Genomic DNA, 19,596 nt, shown 5'->3' with positions numbered 1-19,596 from the left:
TGTCGGTATCAGGCGAGACGATGGAGATGAGAACACGAGGCTGACGATCAACGGGCGCCGCCGAGGTTCCGTATAACCGGCAGGTCCCGGAGAGAGGGGCAGACGATGCCGACCACGATGAGCGTGTCCGACCTGGCAAAGATCCTTTTCGCTTCCACGTTGCAGGCATCCGAGCATCCCTCGCCGGAGCAGGTGCGTACGGTCATCGAAGACGGTCTGCGCGCCTGTCACGAGGACATCGCCTCCTGCGCCGCCTGCGTCGCGCAGGAGGCCGGAGACCATCCCGAGACGTACGAGGCCCGGATGCGCTGGGCCCTCAGCGCGGCCGTCCAGGTCGACCCCGCCACCCTCGCCGTGCCCTGACCGCCGGGCGGGGGCCCGCTCCCGGACGGAGGTCGCCGCCGGCGAGCACGGTCACCATGTCGCCGGGCCGGAACACGAGATCCCCGCTCTTGGACGGGTTCAGGACGATGCCGCCGCCGGAGCCGCCGGCCGTGCCGTTGACGCGGTAGCCGATCGCCGTCTCGCCGTACGCCCGCGCGGCCGCCACCACGGTGGCGTAGTTGACCGGTCATCGTCCAGGCCCCCGGGAGATGAGATTGTCGAAGCGGTATCGCAGGCGCCTCACCCGTGAAGCCTCCCTGTTCTCGCTCGTTCTCGCTCGGGTGATCTTTCGATGGCCGGGATGATCGCGGCCCTGCGCGGGAAGAGGCGGGGAGTCCCGCCGCAGAAAGGCTCTGGCCAGACCCCGCGGGGGTCTGGCCAGAGCTGGGGGGGCGGGCGGGGCTAGCTGACGTTGGCGCAGATCACGTAGACGCTGATGCCGACGTCGCTGTAGTTGTTCTGGCGGCCGAGGCCGATCCAGCCGGTGCCGTCATCGGTGGGGAAGGAACCGACCAGGATCGCGTCGTTGCCCTGCGCCTCGGCGCCGCCGCCGACGGCCTTCTTGCCGCTGGGGCAGCGGACCGTGCGGCGCTGGAAGTTGGGGACGTTGGCGTTGGGCAGCTTGACGATCTGGTAACCCGTGAAGTCGGCCGCCGCCGGGGCCGCCGCCGGCGCGGAGGCTCCGGCGGGCGTGACGGACAGCGCCGTCAGGCCCGCGCAGCCGACGAGGGCGGCCAGGGCGATGGTCGTGAGCCTCTTGCTTCGCATGGTGTCTCCCGGGACAGGGGGTGCTGGAGTGGTCACGCAAAGTAAATAACCTGCTACGCGGAGTGTCCAGCCTTGGTTTTGTCACCGCGCGGTGAGTTGCGCCGACCCGAGTGGCTGTGGTCATCCCCGGGCGACGCCCCCGGCCCAGGGTGTCGCCGCACCCGGCGGCCGGCCGCGGGCGGCTCCTGGCGATGAGAGCGCTCTCACATGTGGGGCATGGTTGGCGCTCGCCCGTCGATCGGCCTTCCGGCGGCCTCCGTCGTTTTTCTCCGGCGCGATAAGCCCATGTTTCGCAGGAGACCTCTCCCGCCTGCACTTCTTCCCTTTACTTCTCCGTTACCAAGACGAAACATTGACGCCGGTGGAACGGGCCGTTACTTTCGCGGTCAAGAGAGCGCTCTCTCGATCAGCCCGCCTCGGACCCCCCACTTCTCCCGGAGGCACCCCCCATGCGTCCATCGAACCGGACCACGGGTCCGGACAGTCCGCAGCCCCGCGAAAGGCGGCCCGCCCGCCGTCCCTGGACCCGCGGGCGCGCCCTCGTCGCCGGCGTCGCCGCCGTGATGGTGGCCGGCATGTTCGGCCTCGGCCTCACCCGTTCCGCGGAGGCGGCGCCGGTCGGCGCCGGCGGCTACGCCGACACCCTGCCCGCCGGCCGCTCGCTGCCGACCGGCTGCGGCTCGGTCTCCACCAACCCGCGCCAGTGGGTGACCGCCAACGCGCCCGCGGGGGCCGTCCCGACCAACGACTGGTGGTCGTCGATCCTCTACAAGCGGACCGACTGCGCCTACGGCGAGCCGCTCCACGCCCACCCGATCTCCTACGACACCTTCGGCGACGGCCTCGGCTTCTCCTACACCACCACCCCGGCGATCAGCGGGACGGCGACCGGGGTGGGAGAGTTCCACTACCCCTACGTCCAGGACATCCGGGTCGGCGTCGCCGGGCTGAACTCGCCCGACGTCAAGGTCGACGGCTGGAGCGACTGGACCGTCACGCCGTACTGGAGCGGCGGCGGCCGGACCATGAAGGCCACCATCGGCCACGGCCTGCCGTTCGCCTACTTCCAGGTCACCGGCGGCGACGCGCGGATCACCACCTCGGGCGCCCCGGCGGTGTGGTCCAACAGCGGCGCCACCGTCGGTTTCACCGCCAACGGCCACGACTACGTCGCCTACGCCCCCACCGGCGCCACCTGGACGGTCGCCGGGACGACGATCAGCTCCTCCCTGGCGGGCAAGGGCTTCTTCTCGGTGGCGGTGCTCCCGGCCGGCGGTGACCGCGCCGCCCTGGCGAGCACCTACGGTCAGTACGCGCACGCGCACGTCACCGGCACCCGCGTCTCCTACTCCTACACCCCGGGCAGCGCCACGTTGAGCACGACGTACGCCTTCACCACCACGGCCAGGCAGGGCACCGCCACCGGCACCGTCATCGCGCTCTACCCGCACCAGTGGAACCACCTGACCGGCTCCACGCCGCTGCCGCAGACCTACATCTCCGCGCGCGGCCAGATGAAGATCGTCACCGGGACGCAGTTCAGGACGTCGATGAAGTACACCGGCGTGCTGCCCGAGGTGCCCGCCGTCGGCGACAGTGGCGGAGCCGACCTCGCCACGGTCACCGCCCTCCTCAACGCCGAGCAGGGCAACCCGATGGACAACCGGGGCGACGACACCTACTGGACCGGCAAGGGACTCGGCCGCGCCGCCCGCATCGCGGAGATCGCCGACCAGCTCAACCTGACCTCGGTCCGCGACGCGGCCCTGGGCGCCATCCGCACCCGTCTCAACGACTGGTTCACCGCCTCGCCGGGCAAGACCTCACGGGTCTTCTACCTCAACCCCACCTGGGGGACGCTGATCGGCTACCCGGCCTCCTACGGCTCCGACCAGGAGCTCAACGACCACCACTTCCACTACGGCTACTACGTCGCCGCCGCCGCGACCCTGGCCAAGTTCGACCCGGACTGGGCGCGGGCCGGCCGCTACGGCGGCATGGTCGACCTGCTGATCCGCGACGCCAACAACTACGACCGCGGCGACACGCGCTTCCCCTACCTGCGCGACTTCGACATCTACGCCGGTCACGACTGGGCGTCGGGCCACGGGGCCTTCGGCGCGGGCAACAACCAGGAGTCCTCGTCCGAGGGCATGAACTTCGCCAACGCCCTGATCCAGTGGGGCCAGGCCACCGGCGACACGGCGGTCCGCGACGCCGGCGTCTACATCTACACCACGCAGGCGGCGGCGATCCAGGAGTACTGGTTCGACGTGCGCGACCAGAACTTCCCCGCGGCCTTCGGCCACAGCACGGTCGGCATGGTCTGGGGCGACGGCGGCGCCTACGCCACCTGGTTCAGCGCCGAGCCGGAGATGATCCAGGGCATCAACATGCTGCCCGTCACGGGCGGCCACTTCTACCTGGGCGACAACCCCGGCTACGTGACCACCAACTACAACGAGCTGACGAGGAACAACGGCGGGCCGCCCACGGTGTGGCGGGACATCCTCTGGGAGTTCCTCGCCCTCGGCAACGGAGACGCCGCCCTGGCGAACTTCCGCGCCAACAGCGCTCTCACCTCCGAGGAGGGGGAGAGCAGGGCGCACACCTTCCACTGGATCCGCAACCTGGCCGCCCTGGGCACGGTGGACACCTCGGTCACCGCCGACCATCCCCTGGCCAAGGTGTTCAGCAAGAACGGCGCCCGCACCTACGTGGCGTCCAACATCACCGGCGCCGCGATCACGGTGACCTTCTCCAACGGCACCGCGCTCAACGTCCCGGCCGGCAAGACGGTCACCTCGGGCGCCCACACCTGGAGCGGCGGCAACGCCGGCGGCGGCTCCGGTCCCACCCCGACGCCCACTCCCACCCCCACGCCCACTGTGGGCCCCTTCGCCGCGACGCGCTACCCGCAGGCGGGCGGGGGGCTGCCGGGCGCCCCGGGTACGGCGGGCACCGTCACGCTGGCCGCGGCCAACGGCAACCACGACGGCACGCCCGCGAACGCGCAGGTCTTCACGGCCACCGGCCTGACCGCCGCCCACAACGGCGGGGCCACCGCGTTCGACCTCTCCGTGGACGCGGGGACCACGGTCGCCAACGGCGTCCAGCTCCGGGTCTCCTATGACCTGACCGGTGACGGGAGCTGGGACCGGGTGGAGACCTACCGCTACTTCGCCACCGACCCGGTGACCGGCTGGGAGCACTACACCCAGGCCGCCGGCCTGCACTCCTCCTCCGGAACGCTCGGCGACCTGTCCGGCGGCCGGGTGAGGGTGGAGGTCTGGAACGCCATCGGCGGCGGCACGACCACCCTCGGCACCGGCGACCGTTCCCTGGTGCGGCTGCCGTTCGGCTGATCCCCGCGAAGACGCCGGTCCGCCCGGGGCGCCGGTCCGCTGGAAGGCGCGGTCCGCCGGAAGGCACGGTCTGCTGGAAGGCGCGGTCCCGCCGCGGGAGCGCGCCTTCCGCGGCGGGCCGGCCCTCCGGCACACGGGGTGGCCGGGATCGGGGATCCCGGCCGCCTCTCGCGCACACCGGCGCGCTCTCTCGCCGGCGTGCGGACGTTCGTTTCCCGGAGCGGGGGAAGGGGTCCGGAAGAAGGGACGGCTGACCGGAGGGCGACCACCCAGCATGGGTAGTGTTCCTCTCTTATGTATGACTTTGAGTGCAGGGGGTGACCGGGTTGACCATGTCGACCCCGCCGGGTACCAGCTCTGGGATCCGAAAATGGTTACTTGATGGTCTGCACCGGCCTGACCTGAAGACCCCCGGGCCCCACCACGAAGAGACCCCGCACAAGCAGCACGCCTGGTGGCAGGTCATGTGCCTGACCGGCGTCGACTACTTCTCCACCCTCGGCTACCAGCCCGGCATCGCCGCCCTGGCCGCCGGGACCCTCAGCCCCGTCGCCACCCTGCTGCTGGTCGCCCTGACGCTGTTCGGCGCGCTGCCGACCTACCGCGCCGTCGCCAAGGAGAGTCCCAACGGCCTGGGCTCGCTGTCGATGCTGGAGAGCCTCCTGCCCGGCTGGCGTGGCAAGCTGCTCGTGCTGTTCCTGCTCGGCTTCGTGGCCACCGCGTTCATCGTGACGATCACCCTGTCGGCGGCCGACGCCACCGCGCACATCCTGCACAACCCGTTCGTCCCCGAGACCTGGCAGAGCTGGCAGGTACCGGTCACGCTGGTGCTGATCGCGGCGCTCGGCACGGTGTTCCTCATGGGCTTCAGCGAGGCGATCTCCATCGCCGTCGTCCTGGTCGCCGTCTACCTGATCCTCAACGTGGTCGTGCTGGCCGTGGCCGTACAGCACGTCGTCGCCGATCCCAGCCTGATCACCGACTGGCGGACGGCGCTGACCGCCGAGCACTCCAGCCCGATCGCGATGATCGCCGTCTCCCTGTACGTGATGCCCAAGCTCGCCCTGGGCCTGTCCGGCTTCGAGACCGGCGTGGCGGTGATGCCCCTGGTCAAGGGCGACCTGACGGAGCGGATCAAGGGCGCCAGGAAGCTGCTGACCACGGCCGCGCTCATCATGAGCGTCTTCCTGATCACCTCCAGCTTCGCCACCACCCTGCTGATCCCGGCCGAGCAGTTCGCCGAGGGGGGCAAGGCCAACGGGCGCGCCCTGGCCTACCTGGCCCACGGCTACCTCGGCGACTGGTTCGGCACCGCCTACGACGTCAGCACGATCGCGATCCTGTGGTTCGCCGGGGCCTCCGCGCTGGCGGGTCTGCTCAACATCGTGCCGCGCTACCTGCCGCGCTACGGCATGGCGCCCGACTGGTCACGCGCGGCCAGGCCGATGGTGCTGGTCTTCACGCTCGTGTCCTTCGCGATCACCTTCGCCTTCGGCGCGGACGTGGAGTCCCAGGGCGGCGCCTACGCCACCGGCGTGCTGGCGCTCATCCTGTCGGCCGCGGTCGCGGTGACGCTGTCGGCGTGGAAGAAGGGCCGGCCGAAGGTCGCGATCCCGTTCGGGACCGTCACGCTGATCTTCGCCTACGCGACGGTGGCCAACATCATCGAGCGCCCCGACGGCCTGGTGATCGCGCTGCTCTTCGTCCTGGCGATCGTCGTCACCTCGTTGATCTCCCGGGCCACCCGGTCGACCGAGCTGCGGGTCACGAAGATCACCTTGAACGACGAGGCCCGCCGGTACATCAACGAGGCCGCCGAGATCCATCTGATCGCCAACGAGCCGAACGCCCGCGACTGCAAGGAGTACGTCGACAAGGCCCGTGAGGCGTGGGAGCGCCACCGGCTCCGGCGCGCCGAAGGGCTGATCTTCCTGGAGGTGACGGTCCCCGACGCCTCGGAGTTCACCTCCGAGCTGCGGGTGATCGGCGAGGAGCGCTACGGCTTCCGCGTCCTGCGGGTGGAGAGCGCCACCATCCCCAACGCGATCGCGGCCATCCTGCTCCACCTGCGAGACGAGACCGGCAAGCAGCCCAACGTCTACTTCCACTGGGCCGAGGGCAACCCCGTCGGCGCGCTCCTGCGGTATCTCGTCTTCGGCGGCGGGGACGTCCCCCCGCTCACCCGCGAGGTCATCCGCCAGGCCGAGCCCGTCGCCGAGCGGCGCCCCATGGTCCACGTCGGCTGACCCGGCGGCGGCCTGCGCCGTTACGCACATGTCTCCTGACTGTCGCCCAACCCGCCGGGTGGGACGGGTATACCTTGATCAGTCTGGACAGCAGCCGGCGCGGGCCGCATCGTCGGTGCATGGGAGAGACAGCGCGATGAGTAGAGACCTGGTCATCCACGTCACCCATCACGAGGAGACGGGCTGCGCCGTGCTCACCGTCGAAGGTGACATCGACCGCAACACCAGCCCGTTGCTGCGGGAGGCCGTCCGCGGCCTGGTGTCCGGCGGACACGTCAGGATCGTTCTCGACGTGGCGGAGATCACCTTCTGCGACTCCAATGGCCTGCGGACGTTTCTCAGTGGGATGACCCTGACCTTCGACGCGGGCGGGTGGCTGCGGCTGGCGGGCGTGCGGGGCCACTTCGAGCGGCTGCTGCGCATGACCGACCTCTACAGTTTCTTCTCCATCGACGCCGACGTGGTCGGCTCCCTGGAGCACGCCTCCGACGGAGGACCTCAGGCTTCCGGATGAGCCCGGGGGGCGCCCTCCCCGCCCGGGAGGACCGGGAGGACGGGCGGCCAGGACAGGCCCATCGGGTTCGGCGCCGGGAGCGTGCCCGACCCGACCACGGCGGTGGCCAGTGGGTGCAGCAGCCGGGAGAGGGCGGCGGCGCGCTCCTCGCCGAGGGCCCGCCAGGGACCGGCCGCGGCCTCGTCGGTCAGCCGCTCGATCCGGTCCCGCTCCCGCGCGCCCGGCGCCGTCAGGCGGTCCGAGCCGTCCAGCCACCCTCGCTCGCGCAGAACGGCGGCGCCGGCCGCCCAGTCGTCCGCCGCCCGGTGCCGCCCCGCGCGCAGGACGTCGATGCCGGTCTCGTCCGCCGGGCCTTGAGCAGGTGGGCCTGGACCGGGGACACGCCGTGGGCCACGAGGACGGCCACGTGCCCGTCGCCCCGGTGCTCGCGCAGCGTGGCCGCGGCCTGCCACAGCTTCAGGCACGGCTCGTCCGGCGCGGGCAGTGCTCCCGGCCGTCTGCCCTCCCGTGCGGCGGGCTCCAATGGCCTTCGCATGATTTATAGGGACATGTCACCAGTAGCGGCCGACCATTGACTCCATCAGGTTCTGACGGGTCAGAACGGCAAGAAAGGTTGGGTCTTCTCAAGGGGGGTCGGCCGAGCTATCAAGAGCTCAGAGCCAGTTGCCAGCCGGGCATCCCAGCACAGCGACCCGCATGCCGTACGGCGTCGCGGGCGTGTCCGGCCGTCCATGCCCCCTGAGCCGGAACGAGGCCGACATGCACCGGTTACGAAAAGCGATCATGAGAATCCTCTGTGTGACGGCCATGCTCGCGGCCGGCCTCACCGCCGTGGCCACGAGCGCCGAGGCCGCCGTCCCCAACCGGTGGGGGTTCGCCCACGTCAACATCAACTCGGGCATCCCCGACCTCGCTCACCAGGCGGGGAGCTGGGGCGCCGGGTTCAACGTCTCGGTCTCGCCCGGAGTGGTGGGGCAGACCTACGTGAAGTTCCCGCAGATCGGCATCGCCAAGGGAGTCGTGCACGTCACGGCGATCTCCCAGACCGCCTACTGGTGCCAGGTGCAGAAGTGGGGGCCCAGCCCCACCCCCGCCGGACCCGACCTGGTCGCGGTGGTGCAGTGCTACCGCTACGGCGGGGCGCCGGTGTTCACCCCGTTCACCATCGCCTTCGAGCAGAGCACGGGCGTCCTGCCCGCGCCGCAGGCGTTCGGCTACGTGCACTACGACGGCGCCTCCGTCGTCGCCGAGTTCAACTCGGCGGCGGCCCTGAACACGGTCGCCGGGGGCGCGGGGGTCTGGACGGTCACCCTGCCGGGCCTGGGCTCGGCGACCCTGGCCGGGAACGTCCAGGTGACCGCCGTCGACCCGGTCCAGCCCGCCCGCTGCAAGGTCGGCGGCTGGGCCTCGGCCCCCGGCGCGCAGACGGTCCAGGTCCGCTGCCACAACGCGACGAACGTCCCGCTCAACACCGGCTGGACGCTGACCTACCAGCGTGAGCGGGCGATCACCGGGGCGGCGATCCCGCCGAAGAACTTCGCCTACACCTTCGACAACGCCCCGGCCAACCCCGGGCCGTACGCGCCGGCGCCCGCGGCGGTCAACTACAACTCCCAGGGCGGGATCAACACGGTGCAGACCGCCGGGACGGGCCAGCGCCTGGTGACCTTCCCGAGGGTCGGCGTCCTGCCCGACCACGTCCAGGTCACCGCCTACGGGCCCGGTCCCGAGTTCTGCAACCTGGTGAGCATCTGGAACACCTCGTCGAGCACCGCGATCGTCCGCAACGTCGTCTGCTACAACGCCACCACCCGGGTGGACCGGCCCTCCCTGACCACCTACACCTCGGCCTTCTGAGGCCGTCCGCGCCCCCGCCCGCGATGCCGGCGGGGGCGTCCCGCCGGTCCCGTACGGCACGCCCTGCGGGACCGGCGGCGTATCCGTCCGGCGCGCCGTCCGCCGGGCGTGCCGTCCGTCGGGCGTGCCGTCCGCCGGGCGTGCCGTCCGTCGGGCGTGCCGTCCGCCGGGCGTGCCGTCCGTCCGGCGTGGCGTCCATGCCGGCCTCCCGTCCCGCGTGGACGGGTCTCTCCCGGGTAGCGGAAGGCCATGGCGACCTATGGCTTTCACTCATCACATGAGCAGATCCATCCGGCCGAGCTGCTGAAGGCGGTGGCGCGGGCGGAGCAGGCGGGCTTCGCGGCGGCGATGTCGTCGGACCACTTCTCGCCGTGGAGCGCGAGGCAGGGGCACTCCGGTTTCGCCTGGTCCTGGCTGGGCGCCGCCCTCCAGGCCACGGAGCTGCCGTTCGGCATCGTCAACGCGCCCGGCCAGCGCTACCACCCCGCGATCATCGCCCAGGCGATCGGCACCCTGGGGGCGATGTTCCCCGGCCGGTTCTGGGCCGCGCTGGGCACCGGGGAGGCGAGCAACGAGCACATCACCGGTGACCGCTGGCCGCGCAAGGACGTCCGTACGGCCCGCCTGCGGGAGTGCGTCGACGTCATCCGGGCACTGCTGGCGGGGGAGGAGGTCAGCCATGACGGCCTGGTGACCGTGGACCGCGCCCGCCTGTGGACCCGGCCGGAGGTCCCACCCAAGCTGGTCGGGGCCGCGGTGAGCGCCGAGACCGCACGCTGGTGCGCGGAGTGGGCCGACGGCCTGATCACGGTCAACCGCCCGGTCGAGACGCTGCGCGAGGTCATGGCGGCCTACCGGGAGGCGGGCGGCCGGGGGAAGGCGGCTCTCCAGGTCCACCTGAGCTGGGCCGAGAGCGAGGAGGAGGCCCTGGCGATCGCCCATGACCAGTGGCGGAGCAACGTCTTCGGGCCGCCGGTGAGCTGGGACCTCGACACCGCCGAGCTCTTCGACGTGATCTCCGCGGATGTGCCCCCGTCGCGGGTGACCGGTGCGGTCAACGTCTCGGCCGACCTGGGGCGGCACGCCGCCTGGATCAACGAGTACGCGGAGCTGGGCTTCGACGAGATCTACCTGCACCACGTCGGCCAGGACCAGAGCGCCTACATCGACGCCTTCGGCGCCAAGGTCCTGCCGCAGCTCCGCTGACGCCTCTCCGCCCGGCGCGCCCCGGGAGGCGGCCGGCTCCCGGCCGCCTCCCGGGGTCTCCGGCCTGGTCAGGCCCGATCTCGGCCGGACCCTGCCCCTCCGCGGACACTCCGGGGACGGCAAGATCGTCTGGTCCGTCCTCGGCCTGCTCATCCCCCGCCGGTGCTCCGGGCCCGGGGCGGTCATGCCGGCCCTGGAGCGCAAGTAGGTTCCGCACCGCCGTACCGGTGGGCCCCGTTCCCCGTTCCGGCAGGCCCGCTCAGGGACCGGAGCGACCGGGGCCGGAGGGGCCGCCGGGGGCGAGCAGGCGGCTGACGGCCCGCTGGGCGCGGGAGGGGGCCGCCGGATCGCGGTGGAGCTGGATGGCCTGGTCGGCGGCCAGGGCGACGCCGTTCAGCTCGAAGGCGAGCTGGTCGACGTCGGTCTCCCCGGGCAGCTCCCCGGCCTCGACGGCGGCGCGGATCTCGCCCGTGACATAGGCCGACCAGGCGGACAGGGCCGCGAGCACGGCGTCGCGGACCGGGCCCGGCCGCCCGTCGAACTCGGTGGCGACCGAGGTCAGGAAACACCCCCCGGGAGCCTCGCCGTCCTGCATGTAGTCGACCCACTCCGCGAACACACGCGCCAGCCGTTCGACTCCGGGCCTGGCGCCCGCGACCCTGGCCGGCACGCGCAGCCGGAACGCCTGGACCGCGGCGTCGAGCGTGGCCAGCTGCAGTGCCTCCTTCGTGCCGAAGTGGCCGATCACTCCGGCCTTGCTCATCCCCAGATCGATCGCCAGGCGGCCGATCGTGAGGCCCTCGAGGCCGTCGGTCGAGGCCAGTGCGAGAGCGCACTCGATGATCCTGGTCCGGGTGCCGGCCGCCTCGGCGGCGGACTTGCGCGGGCTCATGACGTCAGCTTAATCTACCGATCGTTCGCTAAAAACATCCGAACGTTCGTTATCTAAAGGAGCCGTCGTGCGGATCCACCACCTCAACTGCGGGTCGATGCGCCAGATCGACCCCGTCGGAGACGGCCCGCTGGCCCCCGCCCGTGCCCTCTGTCACTGCCTGCTCGTTGAGACCGACCATGACGGTCTCGTCCTGGTCGAGACCGGGCTGGGCACGTCCGACGTCGCGCGGCCGGAGGAGACCCTCAGCCGGGAGTTCCTCGACCGGGCCCAGCCGGTCCTCGACACGCGGGAGACCGCGCTGCACCAGGTGACCGAGCTCGGCTTCCAGCCGGAGGACGTACGGCACATCGTGCTGAGCCATCTCGATCTCGACCACGCCGGCGGTCTGCCCGACTTCCCCTGGGCCCAGGTCCACCTGCGCGAGGCCGAGCACCGTGCCGCGATGGCCGCTCCCGGCCACCATCCGGAGGACCGCGTCCGCTACCGGCCCGCCCACTGGGCGCACCGGCCGCACTGGGTGACCTACCCCGGCCACCAGGGCGACCCGTGGTTCGGCTTCGACGCGGTCCGCCCGCTCAAGGGCCTGGACGCGGAGATCCTGCTCGTCCCGCTCGGCGGCCACACCCTCGGCCACAGCGCGATAGCCGTGGCCGCCGGCGACCGCTGGCTGCTGCACTGCGGCGACGCCTATTACTTCCACGGTGAGATCGACCCCGACGGCCCGCGGGGTCACCCGGGCATGGACATCCTGCAGCAGATCACCGAGGTGGACCGGCCGCTACGGCTGGGCAACCACGCCCGCCTGCGCGAACTGGTCCGCCTGCACGGCGACGAGGTGAGCGTCTTCAGCGCCCATGACCCGTGGGAGTTCCAGCGCCACACGTCGCTCTCAGCCCGTCCGGCCGGGACGGCCCGGGTGCATGCGGGTCAGCGCCTGCGGGGTCAGCCGCCGCGCGAGCGCTTCCAGCGCGGCGGCGACCTCGCCGATCTCCTGGGGGTCGTCGGTGCCGAGCGCCGCGGCGAGCGCGGTGTCGATGGGGGCTGAGCGGACGGCCGCCACGCGGTCGGAGATTTCGGGGGCCTGCCGGACGAGGAGCCGGCGGCGGTCCTTGGGGTCGGCCTCCGTCACGATGGAGCCCGCCTCGCGGAGCCGGGCGACGCACGCCGACACCTGGCTCTGCGGGAAGCCCGTCCGCGCGGCGATCTCGCCGACGGAACTGCCCGGATGCTCGCGGACGTCGCTCGCCACGATGAGGACCGACCGGTGGCTGGTGGAGTGCGGGCCGAGGCCCTCGGTCGGGAGGGCCTCCTCGCCGATCTTCATCAGGGTCCGCCCCAGGAGGAACAGCTCTACTCCGTTCATGTCCACGAAGGTACATCAAGTCTGATGCATCTGAAGCAATGCATCAGACTTGATGTATCGAATCTGATGCTTTAGGGTCATCGGTGAACGGAGCCGGACACGACCCCCTGGAAGGACTCACATGAGCGCGACGAAGACGGACCTGCTGCCCGTGCCGGGAGCCGACATCTACTACGAGGTCCGCGGCACCGGCCCCCTGCTGCTCATCTCGGAGAGCGGGGAAGGCGACGCCGGGCGCAGCGCCGACCTGGTCGATCGGCTCGCCGCCCGCTACACGGTGGTCACCTACGACCGCCGGGGCCTGTCGCGCAGCACGGTCGGCGACCCGGCGCAGCCCCTGACCATCGCCGCCCACGCCGCCGACGTCCACCATCTGCTGGCCGCGCTGACCGACGGGCCGGCGCTCATGCTCGGCTGCAGCTTCGGCGCTCTCATCGGGCTCCACCTGGCCGTCGACCATCCCGGACAGGTGAGCACGCTCATCGCGCACGAGCCCGTCGCGCCGCGGCTGCTGCCCGGCCCCGAGCGGGACTCCACGGACCGCAAGCTGGGCGACATCCAGGAGACCTACCGTCGCGAAGGCTGGGCCGTGGCCGTCAGGAAGGTCGCGGCGGTCCTCGGCATCGACCCCGCCTCCCAGGAGGTGGAGCCCGGTCTCCGGCCGCGCCCGATCGGCGCCGACCGGGGCCCCAACTTCGAGTTCTTCCTCGAGCACGACTTCACCGCGATCCGCCGCGACACGCTGACGGGCGCCGACGTCGCCGCGCTGAAGGGCGGGCCGACCCGGGTCGTGCCCGCGGCCGGCCGCACGACCCCGCGGGACGTCTTCGACTACCGGTGCGCGCAGGTGCTGGCGGAGCTGCTCGGCGGTGTCGACCTGGTGGAGTTCCCCGGTGGGCACAACGGCAACCTGACCCACCCCAGGGCGTTCGCGGCGCGGGTGTGCGAGGTCCTCGACGGGCCGGCCTGACGCGGGCGGTACGGCCGCGCGGCCGGGGGGAAAGGCGGGGAGCGACAGGGGAGGGGCGGGCCCGGGCGGGGCCGGAGCCGCGCCGCGGGAGCGGGAACCGTATCCTCCTTGCCTGCCGTACGCCATGACAGACGGCCGCTGTCCCGCCGGCGCGCGTCGGCCGGTGCCCCCCAGGAAGAGATGCGCCTCCCCCGATGACGACCTTCGACCACACCCGCCGCGCCTGCTACACCGGATACGTCACCCAGGCCATCGTGAACAACCTGGCCCCGTTGCTGTTCATCGTCTTTCAGGACCGCTACCGGCTCCCGATGGAGATGCTCGGACGGCTGGTGCTGCTGAACTTCGCCACCCAGCTGATCACCGACATCGTGGCGGTGAAGTTCGTGGACCGAATCGGCTACCGCGTCCCGCTGGTGCTGGCCCACGTCCTGTCGGTGCTGGGACTGGTGCTGCTCGCGGTGGCCCCGGCCCTCTCACCCTCGCCCTACCTGGGGCTGTGTGCCGCGATCATCGTCTATGCCGTCGGCGGGGGCCTGCTGGAGGTGCTCGTCAGCCCCGTCGTCGACGCACTGCCCAGCCCGCAGGAGGGCAAGGCCGCGGCGATGAGCCTGCTGCACTCCTTCTACTGCTGGGGCCAGGTCGCCGTGGTGGCGGGCACCACGTTGCTGCTGGCGTGGATCGGCCAGGACGCCTGGCAGGTCCTCCCGCTGGCCTGGGCGATCGTCCCCCTGGTCAACCTGGTGGCCTTCCTGAAGGTGCCGCTGCCCGCCACTGTGCCCGACGAGCACCGCACCTCCCTGCGGAAGCTCTTCGGCGCCCCCGCCTTCGCCGCCGCCGTCGTGCTGATGCTCTGCGCCGGGGCGGCCGAGCTGACCATGTCGCAGTGGTCGTCCCTCTTCGCCGAGGAGGGGCTCGGCGTCTCCAAGGTCTGGGGCGACCTGGCGGGCCCGTGTCTGTTCGCGGTCCTGATGGGCGTCGGCCGCATCGTCTACGGCCTGTGGGGGGAGCGGGTCCCGCTGGTGCCCGCCATGGCGGCCTGCGGCGCGCTGGCCACGGTGTGCTATCTCGTCACCTGCCTGTCGGCCGACCCGGTGGTCAGTCTCGTCGGCTGCGCGGTGTGCGGGCTGGCCGTCAGCCTCCTGTGGCCCGGCACCTTCAGCCGCGCCGCCGCCCGGTTCCCCTTCGGCGGCGCGGCCATGTTCGGGGTGCTGGCCGTCTTCGGCGACGCCGGCGGCGCGGTCGGCCCCTGGGTCGCGGGAGCCGTCGCGGACGCCTCCACCGCGGCCGGGGGACTGCTCGGCGGCCTGCCCGCCGTACTGCCCGACGACGGCGGGTCCGGGCTGCGGGCCGGCATCCTCGTCGCCGCCGCGTTCCCGCTCGTCATCGTCGCCGTCACTCTCCTGTACGGCGCGGGCGCCCGGCGCGCGGCGGCCTCCCGCGAGGCCGGCGAGCCGGTCGGCGGGTGAGGCGCGCCGCCCGGCCGCGCCGAGGACGCCGGGCGGGTGCGCCGGTCGGCGGCCGCCGGGCAGCTCACCTACCCGCCCGGCCCCCAGGCCGCCGGACCGGCGCGTCCCGCCCCTGGCCTCCACCGGGCAGGTGGGAAGCCCCCACCCGACACAGGCGGGTGCGGACTCCGGCCTCCAGCGGAAGGCGGAGGCTCACGCCTCCACCGGGGGGATGAAGGCGTCCGGGTCTCCACCCGCCGGCGGGGGTCCGGGGCGGGAGATCAGGTCAGGACGGGCCGCTCCGCGCGGGCCGGTCCGTCAGACGCGCTGCCACAGGGCCGGGACGTTCGGCGGCTCCCAGCCGGCGTAGGCCGTGTGCGCCTGCAGGCACCGGTAGGTGGCGTTGTCGTAGGTGACCTGGTCGCCGGCCCGGTAGCTCGTGCCCGCCTTCCAGGTGCCCCCGGGCGGCGGCGTGGTGGGGGTCGGCGTCGGGGTGGGTGACGGCGTGCCGACGATGTTGAGCACGAAGTCGAAGCTCGCCTCCTTCCCGGAGCCGACGGTGCGCACGTTCATGAGCAGCGACGGGTTGAAGATCGTGTCGGTGTTGTTGCGCGGTTCGTTCGGGAAGTAGAGCTGGGTGGTGAGGACCGGCCGGTTGGGGGCCTGGACCTTGACGTGGATGTGCCGGGTGCGGCCCGGATACAGGCCCGGCACGATCGTGGTCAGCTTGAACGCGCCCTGGGCGTCGCTGAACTGGTGCCCGCGGAAGGTGTATCCGACGTTGTCGTAGGCGCCGTTGTTGTCCGCCTGCCAGAAGTCCAGGAGCGCGTTGGCGATCGGCTGGCACGAACGGCCGAACACGTAGCCGCTGACGGTCAGCGGGACGCCGGCGCCGGTCAGCGTGCTGCGCAGGGGCGAGTTGGGCTTGAAGTAGGGGCCCTCGGTCTGCGCGATCGTCGGGGCGTCGCCGTCGTCGCAGAACGGCGTGGGCTCAAGCAGCTCGCCCGTCCCCAGCGCGTTGCGGGCCAGCGCGGGGGCCTGGCCGATCAGCAGCGGGACCGGGGCTATCAGGGCGGCCTTCAGCAGCGTCTTCCGGCTGATGCCCCTGGAGTGCTGTCCTTCGGTGCTCTCGTCATGGGTGTTCTCGGCGTCCACAATGGCCTCCTTGGCCTCCGGGGGGATGTGCCTGGATGCAACCTGTCGAGCGCGCGCGGCACGGGCGGAGCCGGTCGAACCGGCGCCGTGCGACACCGCCGCGGGGAACTGGCCGGAACCTGGCAGCCTGGACTTAAACAAAGCTGACATTCAGCCGAGAGAACGGAACACCCTACAAGTTTCTATAACTTCGCCGTATGGGCCTTTTACCGGAAACGCCGCAGATAGCGGCCCCTGGAACGGCCCTCCGGTGCTTCATACCGGATGTCCATGCAGCGGGTGTGATGGCCGGTGGCGACGCCGGGCACGTCCGCCGCCCAGTGTCCGTCCGGCCGGCATGCCGGGCACGTCCGCCGCCCGCTGTTCCGTCCGGCCGGCATGCCGGGCGGGTGCTCGACCGGCAGCGCGTCCGGTCGCGCCCGCTTGTGATCGGCGTGCCTCCCCGCCTCCGCTGACCGGCCAGAATGAGGGACTGGACGACGCGAAACGGCCGAGAGGTGTTCCGATGACCGGTGAGAGCGGGAGGACGGCGCGAGGGGCGGCGTCCGGGAGAGGGCCGGGCGGAGGCGGCACGCCGGGGAAGGGGCCGGGCGGCACGGACCGGGGCGGCGTGACCGGCGCGGAGCCGGGCGGCGCGCCCGGGGACGGGTCGGAGATCTTCGTGTCCGTCGCCGAGCGGGTCCGGCGCAGCCTGGAGGGCGCCTCGGCGGGGGAGCGGCTGGTCGCCCGGACCCTGCTGGCGAGCTACCCCACGGCCGGGCTGGAGACCGCGGCGCGGCTGGCCGAGCGGGCGGGGGTGAGCGCGCCGACCGTGGTCCGCTTCGTCGCCCGGCTCGGTTTCGCCGGATACCGGGCGTTCCAGCAGACCCTCCGGGACGAGATCGAGGCGCGGCGGGCCTCGCCGCTCACGCTCGCCCAGCAGCTCGGCGACGGGGTGGCCCCGGACTCCCTGCGGGTGTCAGCCGGAGCGATCTTCCGGCAGCGGCTGGACGAGTCGTTCGCGGCGCTGTCGGACCCCGAGCTGGAGGCCGTGCTCGATCTGCTGGCCGACCCGGCCCGCCGGATCGCGCTGATCGGCGGCCGGTTCTCGCACATCCTCGCCGAGTATCTCGACCTGCACCTGCGGCTGCTGCGGCCCGGCACCCGCGTGCTCGACCCGCGGCCCGAGAGCCTGGCCGCGTTCTCCGTGGACGTCGGACGGCGTGACGTCGTCGTGGTGTTCGACTACCGGCGCTACCAGCGCGACGTCGTCGAGTTCGCCCGCCGCGTGCACGACCGGGGGGCCAAGGTCGTGCTCTTCACCGACCCGTGGCTGTCTCCCGCCGCGGAGGCCGCCGACCTCGTGATCCCGGTCCGGGTCGAGGCGCCGAGCCCGTTCGACAGCCTCGTCCCGGCGCTCGCGCTGGTGGAGACGGTGGTCGCCGGAGTGATGGCCCGGCTCGGGAAGGAGGGGGAGGAGCGGCTGCGGCAGTGCGAGGAGATCGTGGGTGACGTCACCGTCGAGTGAAACGCCGCCGCCGGCCGGGTGACGTCACGGGCGAGTGAACGCCGCCGTCGAGTGAAAACCGCCTCCCGCAGGGGCCGCCTCCCGCAGGGGCCGCCTCCGGCCGCGCGACGCCTCCGGCGACGGAGATGTAACAAATCTTTCATGGATTCTTGTTGATGGTCTTCGTGAAAGCTATGTTTCATCGACAAGTGCTGGTCGCGACCGCCGCCGGTGCTGCCGTCACCATCAGGAGGTGCCGTGACCGAAGAACTGCGTCCGCCTCGCAAGCTCCGCCTCTGGGAGGCGCTCGCCCTGTCCGTCGGGCTCATGGGCCCCACCCTCGCCATGGCCCTGAACGGCGCCGGCGTGGCGGCCACGGTCGGCAAGGCCGTACCTCTGGTCTTCGTGCTGGGCCTGGTCGGGGTCGCGCTGGTCGCCTACGGGTTCGTACGGCTGACGCGGCACTTCAACCACGCCGGATCGGTCTACGCCCTGGCCGGGGTCACCCTCGGCCCCCGGGCCGGGTTCTTCGGCGGGTTCGCGCTGCTGGGGACCTACATCTTCTTCGCCGTGTGCACGCTGGCGGCGACCGCGGTGTTCGCCGAGGCGTTCGCCGCCGCCCTGGGTCTGTCCCTGCACATCCCGTGGTCCGTCGTGGCCGCGGTCGCGGCTGTCGGCGTCTGGGCCGTCAACTCCCGCGAGTCCCGCATCACCGCGCGGACCCTGCTGATCGTCGAGGGCGTCGGCATCGTCGGCATGCTGGTGCTCAGCGCCATCATCGTCATCCGCACCGGGGCCGGGCACGCGCCCGGCGGGCAGACGCTCGACCTGTCGGTGTTCGGGCTGGGCGGCACCACGATGAGCGCGGTGATGACCGCCACGGTGTTCGCGTTCCTGTCGTGGGCGGGCTTCGAGGCGTGCGCGTCGCTGGGCGAGGAGACCGCCGACCCGCGCCGCAACGTCCCGCGCGCCCTGGCCGGGAGCGTGCTGCTCACCGGTGGCCTGTACGTCTTCGTGATGTTCGCCCAGACCGTCGGCTTCGGCACCGACGACAAGGGGGTCGCCGCCTTCTCCGGGTCCGAGTCCTCCCTGTCGGCGCTGGCGCAGACCTACATCGGCACGTGGTTCTCGCTGGTCATCGCCTTCACCGCGGTGGCGTCGGCGTTCGCGGCCTCGATCAGCTCGACCGCGGCGGCCAGCCGGCTCATGTTCGCCCTGGCCCGTGACGGCTTCGGTCCCGGTGCCCTGGCCCGCACCGACCGGCGCACCGGCTCCCCCACCGTCGCGCTGGTCGCCGCGCTGGTCCTCGCCGTGGCCGGTGACGTGATCCTCGACCTCACCGGGGTCCACGCCTTCGACGCCTACTACTGGTTCGCCACGCTCGGCGTGCTGTGCCTGCTGGTGGCCTACGCGGTCGCCGGGGCGGGTGTGATCGCGTTTATCCTCTCCGGGCGCGGGAAGATCCCCCGGCACGAGATCGTGATCCCGGTGCTCGCCATCGCCTACCTGTGCTTCGTCTTCTACAACCAGTCAGTGGGACAGGACAGCCCGCTCAGCTACTTCCCGTGGATCGCCGCCGCCTGGTGCCTGGCGGGCATGGCGGCCGTGCTCGCCGCGCCGAAGCTGGCCCGCCGGATCGGTGAGCGGCTGACCGCCGAGCTGACCCAGGCCGACGGTCCCGCCGACGGGTCCGAGAGCCCTGCCTCTGAGGCCCCTGAGAAGGCGGCCCGGCCATGACCCCGTCCCGGGAGCGGTTCCGGCAGCAGATAGGCGGACAGGCCGATGAAGGGGCCGGCGGACCGGACCGGGAGCAGACCCGTGAACGGGCCGGCGGACCGGACCGGGAACAGGCCCGTGAACGGGCCGGCGGACCGGACCGGGAACAGGCCCGTGAACGGGCCGGTGAACAACCACAGCGACAGCACCAGGAGCGACGACC

The 19,596-nt window shown here is 72.1% G+C and carries 16 protein-coding genes and 1 pseudogene; 11 read left to right on the top strand and 6 right to left on the bottom strand.

Annotated features, from left to right (window positions below):
- Positions 1-105 precede the first annotated feature (105 nt).
- Positions 106-363: a hypothetical protein gene (locus ACZ6R6_RS29615; protein ID WP_470098766.1), complete on the top strand. Its 258-nt coding sequence runs from the start codon at positions 106-108 to the stop codon at positions 361-363.
- A gap of 423 nt (positions 364-786) precedes the next feature.
- On the opposite strand, the gene ACZ6R6_RS29610 is transcribed toward ACZ6R6_RS29615, so the two are convergent.
- The gene (locus ACZ6R6_RS29610) at positions 787-1,152 is read right to left on the bottom strand and encodes a hypothetical protein (RefSeq protein WP_470098764.1); all 366 of its coding nucleotides are present in this window, start codon (positions 1,150-1,152) and stop codon (positions 787-789) included.
- A gap of 449 nt (positions 1,153-1,601) precedes the next feature.
- On the opposite strand from ACZ6R6_RS29610, the gene ACZ6R6_RS29605 reads away from it, so the two are divergent.
- From ACZ6R6_RS29605 to ACZ6R6_RS29595, 3 genes are all read left to right on the top strand, one after another.
- Positions 1,602-4,517 (top strand): glycosyl hydrolase, encoded by a 2,916-nt coding sequence (locus tag ACZ6R6_RS29605; protein WP_470098762.1) that lies wholly within the window; start codon positions 1,602-1,604, stop codon positions 4,515-4,517.
- Between the two features lie 464 nt (positions 4,518-4,981).
- Positions 4,982-6,763 carry an APC family permease gene (locus ACZ6R6_RS29600; RefSeq protein ID WP_470098760.1) on the top strand — a complete coding sequence of 594 codons (1,782 nt, stop codon included), beginning with the start codon at positions 4,982-4,984 and terminating at the stop codon, positions 6,761-6,763.
- 136 nt (positions 6,764-6,899) lie between these two features.
- Entirely contained in the window at positions 6,900-7,277 is a 378-nt protein-coding gene (locus ACZ6R6_RS29595) for an STAS domain-containing protein (RefSeq protein WP_470098758.1), read from the top strand.
- Here ACZ6R6_RS29595 and ACZ6R6_RS29590 read toward each other — a convergent pair.
- Positions 7,262-7,546 (bottom strand): helix-turn-helix domain-containing protein, encoded by a 285-nt coding sequence (locus ACZ6R6_RS29590; protein ID WP_470098867.1) that lies wholly within the window; start codon positions 7,544-7,546, stop codon positions 7,262-7,264. The two genes, ACZ6R6_RS29595 and ACZ6R6_RS29590, sit on opposite strands and share 16 nt — an antisense overlap.
- Positions 7,507-7,812: a helix-turn-helix domain-containing protein gene (locus tag ACZ6R6_RS29585; RefSeq protein ID WP_470098757.1), complete on the bottom strand. Its 306-nt coding sequence runs from the start codon at positions 7,810-7,812 to the stop codon at positions 7,507-7,509. Before ACZ6R6_RS29585 ends, ACZ6R6_RS29590 begins: the two co-directional genes overlap by 40 nt.
- 248 nt (positions 7,813-8,060) lie before the next feature.
- On the opposite strand from ACZ6R6_RS29585, the gene ACZ6R6_RS29580 reads away from it, so the two are divergent.
- Positions 8,061-9,134: a hypothetical protein gene (locus tag ACZ6R6_RS29580; protein ID WP_470098755.1), complete on the top strand. Its 1,074-nt coding sequence runs from the start codon at positions 8,061-8,063 to the stop codon at positions 9,132-9,134.
- A 249-nt stretch (positions 9,135-9,383) separates the two neighbouring features.
- Positions 9,384-10,340, top strand: a complete 957-nt coding sequence (locus ACZ6R6_RS29575; protein WP_470098753.1) for a TIGR03885 family FMN-dependent LLM class oxidoreductase — start codon at positions 9,384-9,386, stop codon at positions 10,338-10,340.
- 259 nt (positions 10,341-10,599) lie between these two features.
- On the opposite strand, the gene ACZ6R6_RS29570 is transcribed toward ACZ6R6_RS29575, so the two are convergent.
- On the bottom strand, positions 10,600-11,232 hold the full coding sequence (locus ACZ6R6_RS29570) for a TetR/AcrR family transcriptional regulator (RefSeq protein ID WP_470098751.1): 633 nt from the start codon (positions 11,230-11,232) through the stop codon (positions 10,600-10,602).
- A 97-nt stretch (positions 11,233-11,329) separates the two neighbouring features.
- Between ACZ6R6_RS29570 and ACZ6R6_RS29565 the strand changes: the two are divergent.
- Positions 11,330-11,953 (top strand): annotated as a pseudogene (locus ACZ6R6_RS29565) (MBL fold metallo-hydrolase); the annotation flags it as partial.
- A 171-nt stretch (positions 11,954-12,124) separates the two neighbouring features.
- On the opposite strand, the gene ACZ6R6_RS29560 reads toward ACZ6R6_RS29565, so the two are convergent.
- A complete protein-coding gene (locus ACZ6R6_RS29560) occupies positions 12,125-12,598 on the bottom strand; it encodes a MarR family transcriptional regulator (RefSeq protein WP_470098749.1) in 474 nt (157 codons plus the stop codon).
- A gap of 121 nt (positions 12,599-12,719) precedes the next feature.
- Between ACZ6R6_RS29560 and ACZ6R6_RS29555 the strand changes: the two genes are divergently transcribed.
- Positions 12,720-13,568, top strand: coding sequence for an alpha/beta fold hydrolase (locus ACZ6R6_RS29555; protein WP_470098747.1), 849 nt, complete (start codon positions 12,720-12,722; stop codon positions 13,566-13,568).
- A 194-nt stretch (positions 13,569-13,762) separates the two neighbouring features.
- Positions 13,763-15,037, top strand: coding sequence for an MFS transporter (locus tag ACZ6R6_RS29550; protein WP_470098745.1), 1,275 nt, complete (start codon positions 13,763-13,765; stop codon positions 15,035-15,037).
- A 297-nt stretch (positions 15,038-15,334) separates the two neighbouring features.
- On the opposite strand, the gene ACZ6R6_RS29545 is transcribed toward ACZ6R6_RS29550, so the two are convergent.
- A complete protein-coding gene (locus ACZ6R6_RS29545; protein ID WP_470098743.1) occupies positions 15,335-16,171 on the bottom strand; it encodes a dioxygenase family protein in 837 nt (278 codons plus the stop codon).
- 610 nt (positions 16,172-16,781) lie between these two features.
- Between ACZ6R6_RS29545 and ACZ6R6_RS29540 the strand changes: the two genes are divergently transcribed.
- Together ACZ6R6_RS29540 and ACZ6R6_RS29535 are read left to right on the top strand one after the other, a co-directional pair.
- Positions 16,782-17,678 (top strand): MurR/RpiR family transcriptional regulator, encoded by an 897-nt coding sequence (locus ACZ6R6_RS29540; RefSeq protein ID WP_470098741.1) that lies wholly within the window; start codon positions 16,782-16,784, stop codon positions 17,676-17,678.
- Between the two features lie 237 nt (positions 17,679-17,915).
- Positions 17,916-19,394, top strand: a complete 1,479-nt coding sequence (locus ACZ6R6_RS29535; RefSeq protein WP_470098739.1) for an APC family permease — start codon at positions 17,916-17,918, stop codon at positions 19,392-19,394.
- Positions 19,395-19,596 lie beyond the last annotated feature (202 nt).

The organism is Streptosporangium sp. NPDC048886, assembly GCF_055586905.1.
The sequence above is the reverse complement of the archived record's forward strand: the minus strand, read 5'-3'. Positions and strand labels throughout refer to the sequence as shown.